At 64.9% G+C, this 3,112-nt stretch carries 3 protein-coding genes; 1 reads left to right on the top strand and 2 read right to left on the bottom strand.

The genetic code is table 11. The features are described 5' to 3' along the window. Positions 1-80: 80 nt before the first annotated feature. Together alr and ABE493_RS19340 are read right to left on the bottom strand one after the other, a co-directional pair. On the bottom strand, positions 81-1,157 hold the full coding sequence (alr, locus tag ABE493_RS19345; protein ID WP_346501018.1) for an alanine racemase: 1,077 nt from the start codon (positions 1,155-1,157) through the stop codon (positions 81-83). After that, a complete protein-coding gene (locus ABE493_RS19340; RefSeq protein WP_346501020.1) occupies positions 1,157-2,422 on the bottom strand; it encodes a D-amino acid dehydrogenase in 1,266 nt (421 codons plus the stop codon). The genes alr and ABE493_RS19340 overlap by 1 nt, the downstream gene beginning before the upstream one ends. Before the next feature lie 150 nt (positions 2,423-2,572). Here ABE493_RS19340 and ABE493_RS19335 point away from each other — a divergent pair, with 150 nt between their 5' ends. Beyond that, positions 2,573-3,049, top strand: a complete 477-nt coding sequence (locus ABE493_RS19335) for a winged helix-turn-helix transcriptional regulator (protein ID WP_303747673.1) — start codon at positions 2,573-2,575, stop codon at positions 3,047-3,049. The last annotated feature ends 63 nt before the right edge of the window (positions 3,050-3,112 follow it).

The following is a 3,112-nucleotide window of genomic DNA, read 5'->3' as shown; positions in this document are numbered from 1 at the left end:
CGCGCCCCCCGCCGTGGGCGGCTGTGTCCGTGGGTCCCTCCTCCCGGCCCCCCCGCCCCCCCCCACTACAGGAGCTCAGCTCACTCCGACAGATATACCCGCGGGGTGCGCTTGAGACTGCACGGCAGCCGGTACGCGCTGGTATTGCAACGCGGTGCCAGCTCCGAGATCGTTGGTGCATTGCCCCACAGCTGCACGATGCTGCCGCGTGCGGCCTGCGGATGGTCGCTCAGGTCCACCGTCAGCATGTCCATCGACACACGCCCGATCAAACGCCCGGGCACGCCATCAATCAATACCGGTGTGCCATTGGGCGCGAACTGCGGATAGCCATCGGCATAGCCCATCGCCACCACGCCCACCCGCGTCGGCACTTCAGCAACAAAACGCGCGCCGTAACCCAGCGGCTCGCCGACGGCGAGTTCGCGCACTGCGATGACCCGCGACTGCAGGGTCATCACCGGGCGCAGCTGCGCCGCGTGCGGGCTGGGCTGCGGATACAGCGGATCGGCGCCGTACAACATCAGGCCCGGGCGCACCCAATCGCTGCGCACATCCGGCCAGCCCAATAGCGCTGGCGAATTGCACAGGCTGGTTTCGCCAGCCAAACCCTCTGTGGCACGTACGAAAACATCCAACTGCTCGCGGGTGCGGTTGCTGTCCAGTTCGTCAGCGCGTGCCAGGTGCGTCATCAGCACCAGCGGGCCGACCTGCGGCAGCGCGGTCAGGCGTGCATGCGCGTCGCGGAATTCCTCCATCGACAAACCCAGCCGGTGCATGCCGCTGTCCAGCTTCAACCAGATACGCAGCGTGGCGTCGGTCTTGAACGCTTCCACCGCTTCCAGCTGCCACGCCGTCGCCACCACCACCCAGAAATCGTGCTCGACGATCAATGGCAGCTCGGCCGCGTCGAAGAACCCTTCCATCAACAGGATCGGGCCGCGAATGCCGGCCTGGCGCAGCTCCAATGCCTCCTCGATGCAGGCCACGCCGAAACCATCGGCCTCGTCCTGCAGCGCGCGCGCGCAGTTCACCGCACCGTGGCCGTAGGCGTCGGCCTTGATGATCGCCAGCGCCTTGCCGCCGCCCAGCTGGCGCGCAAGCCGGTAGTTGTGGCGCAGCGCGTCCAGGTCGATCAGTGCCTGTGCCGGGCGCATCAGTGCTGCCCCTTGCCGTAACGGAAGATATCCAGCCCCTCGGTGCTGATCTGCGGCTGCTTGCCGCTCATCAGGTCGGCCAGGTAACGGCCGGAGCCGGCGGCCATGGTCCAGCCCAGGGTGCCGTGGCCGGTGTTGAGGAACAGATTGCGATACGGCGTTGCGCCGATCACCGGGGTGCCGTCGGGCGTGGCCGGGCGCAGGCCGGTCCAGAAGGCGGCCTGGCTCAGATCACCGCCATCCGGGTACAGATCCTTGACCACCTTTTCCAGCGTGGCGCGGCGGCGTGGTTCCAGCGACAGGTCAAAACCGGCAACTTCAGCCATGCCGCCGACGCGGATGCGGTCTTCGAAGCGGGTGATGGCGATCTTGTAGCTCTCGTCCAGGATGGTCGAGTTCGGTGCCATCGCCGCATTGGTGATCGGCAGGGTCAGCGAATAACCCTTCAGCGGATACACCGGCAGCTGCATGCCCAGCGGTGCCAGCAACTGCGGCGAATAACTGCCCAGTGCAAGCACGTAGTGATCGGCGGTTTCCAGCTTGCCGTTGATGCGCACGCCGGCGATGCGGTCGCCATCGGACTGGATCGAGGCGATGTCCTGGTCGAAGCGGAACTCCACCCCGGCCGCTTCGGCCAGTGCGGCCAGCTTGTTGGTGAACAGCTGGCAGTCGCCGGTCTGGTCCTCGGGCAGGCGCAGTGCGCCAACCAGCATTTCGGTCTTGCCTGCCAGCGCCGGCTCAACCCGGGCGATGCCTTGGCGGTCCAGCACTTCATAGGGCACGCCGTATTCGCGCAGCACTTCGATGTCCTGTGCGGCGGCATCCAGCTGCTGCTGGGTGCGGAACAACTGGGTGGTGCCCAGCTGGCGGCCTTCGTAATCGATGCCGGTGGCCGCGCGCAGCTCGTTGATGCAATCGCGGCTGTAGTCGGACACGCGCACCATGCGCGCCTTGTTGACCGCATAGCGGGCGGAGGTGCAGTTGCGCAGCATCTGCCACAGCCAGCGGTACTGGGCCATATCCGCAGTCGGGCGGATCGCCAGCGGCGCATGTTCTTCGAACAGCCACTTGATCGCCTTGAACGGTACGCCCGGGGCGGCCCACGGCGAGGTGTAGCCAAACGACAGTTGGCCGGCATTGGCGAAGCTGGTCTCCAGCGCCGGGCCAGGCTGCCGGTCAACCACGGTGACATCAAAGCCGGCCTGCCGTAGATACCAGGCACTGGTCGTGCCGATCACACCGCTGCCAAGCACCAGAACGCGCATTTTCATTCTCCGGACCACATCATTCCCTGCGCACGGGATGGCAGGGGCTAGGAACGGCGCAGTATATTCAGGGTGAACCAGTGTTTTTACCTTTATTGATGCGGTGAATCAGGGTAATTTCCTGTTTCGTTCATCAAAAGCAGAGCCGCCATGGCCACCCGCAGCCGCGAACTGGACAAGATCGACCGCAAGATCCTGCGCATCCTGCAGCAGGAGGGCCGCATCTCCTTCACCGAGCTGGGCGAGCGCGTTGGCCTGTCGACCACGCCCTGCACCGAGCGCGTGCGCCGGCTGGAACGCGAAGGGGTGATCACCGGCTACTACGCGCGGCTGGATCCGTCTTCGGTCAAGGCCAGCCTGCTGGTGTTCGTGGAGATCAGCCTGGCCTACAAATCCGGCGACATCTTCGAGGAATTCCGCCGTGCCGCGTTGAAGCTGCCCAACGTACTGGAATGCCATCTGATGTCCGGCGATTTCGACTACCTGCTCAAGGCCCGCATCAACGAAATGGCCTCCTACCGCAAACTGTTGGGCAGCACCTTGTTGACCTTGCCGCACGTGCGCGAATCCAAGAGCTACATCGTGATGGAAGAAGTCAAAGAAACCCTGTGCCTGCCAATCGAGTAGTGCCTAGCCATGCTCGGCAGGGGCTCTAGCGGCAACCCCGCCATGTAGTGCCGAGCCATGCTC

This window comes from Stenotrophomonas terrae (genome assembly GCF_039674165.1).
Lineage (GTDB): Bacteria > Pseudomonadota > Gammaproteobacteria > Xanthomonadales > Xanthomonadaceae > Stenotrophomonas > Stenotrophomonas terrae_A.
This window is presented reverse-complemented; position numbering and strand designations above follow the sequence as displayed.

Coding starts and splice junctions, on each gene's coding strand:
- alr (WP_346501018.1), bottom strand. CDS start 1,157: ATGCGCCCGGCACAGGCACTGATCGACCTGGACGCGCTGCGCCACAAC.
- ABE493_RS19340 (WP_346501020.1), bottom strand. CDS start 2,422: ATGCGCGTTCTGGTGCTTGGCAGCGGTGTGATCGGCACGACCAGTGCC.
- ABE493_RS19335 (WP_303747673.1), top strand. CDS start 2,573: ATGGCCACCCGCAGCCGCGAACTGGACAAGATCGACCGCAAGATCCTG.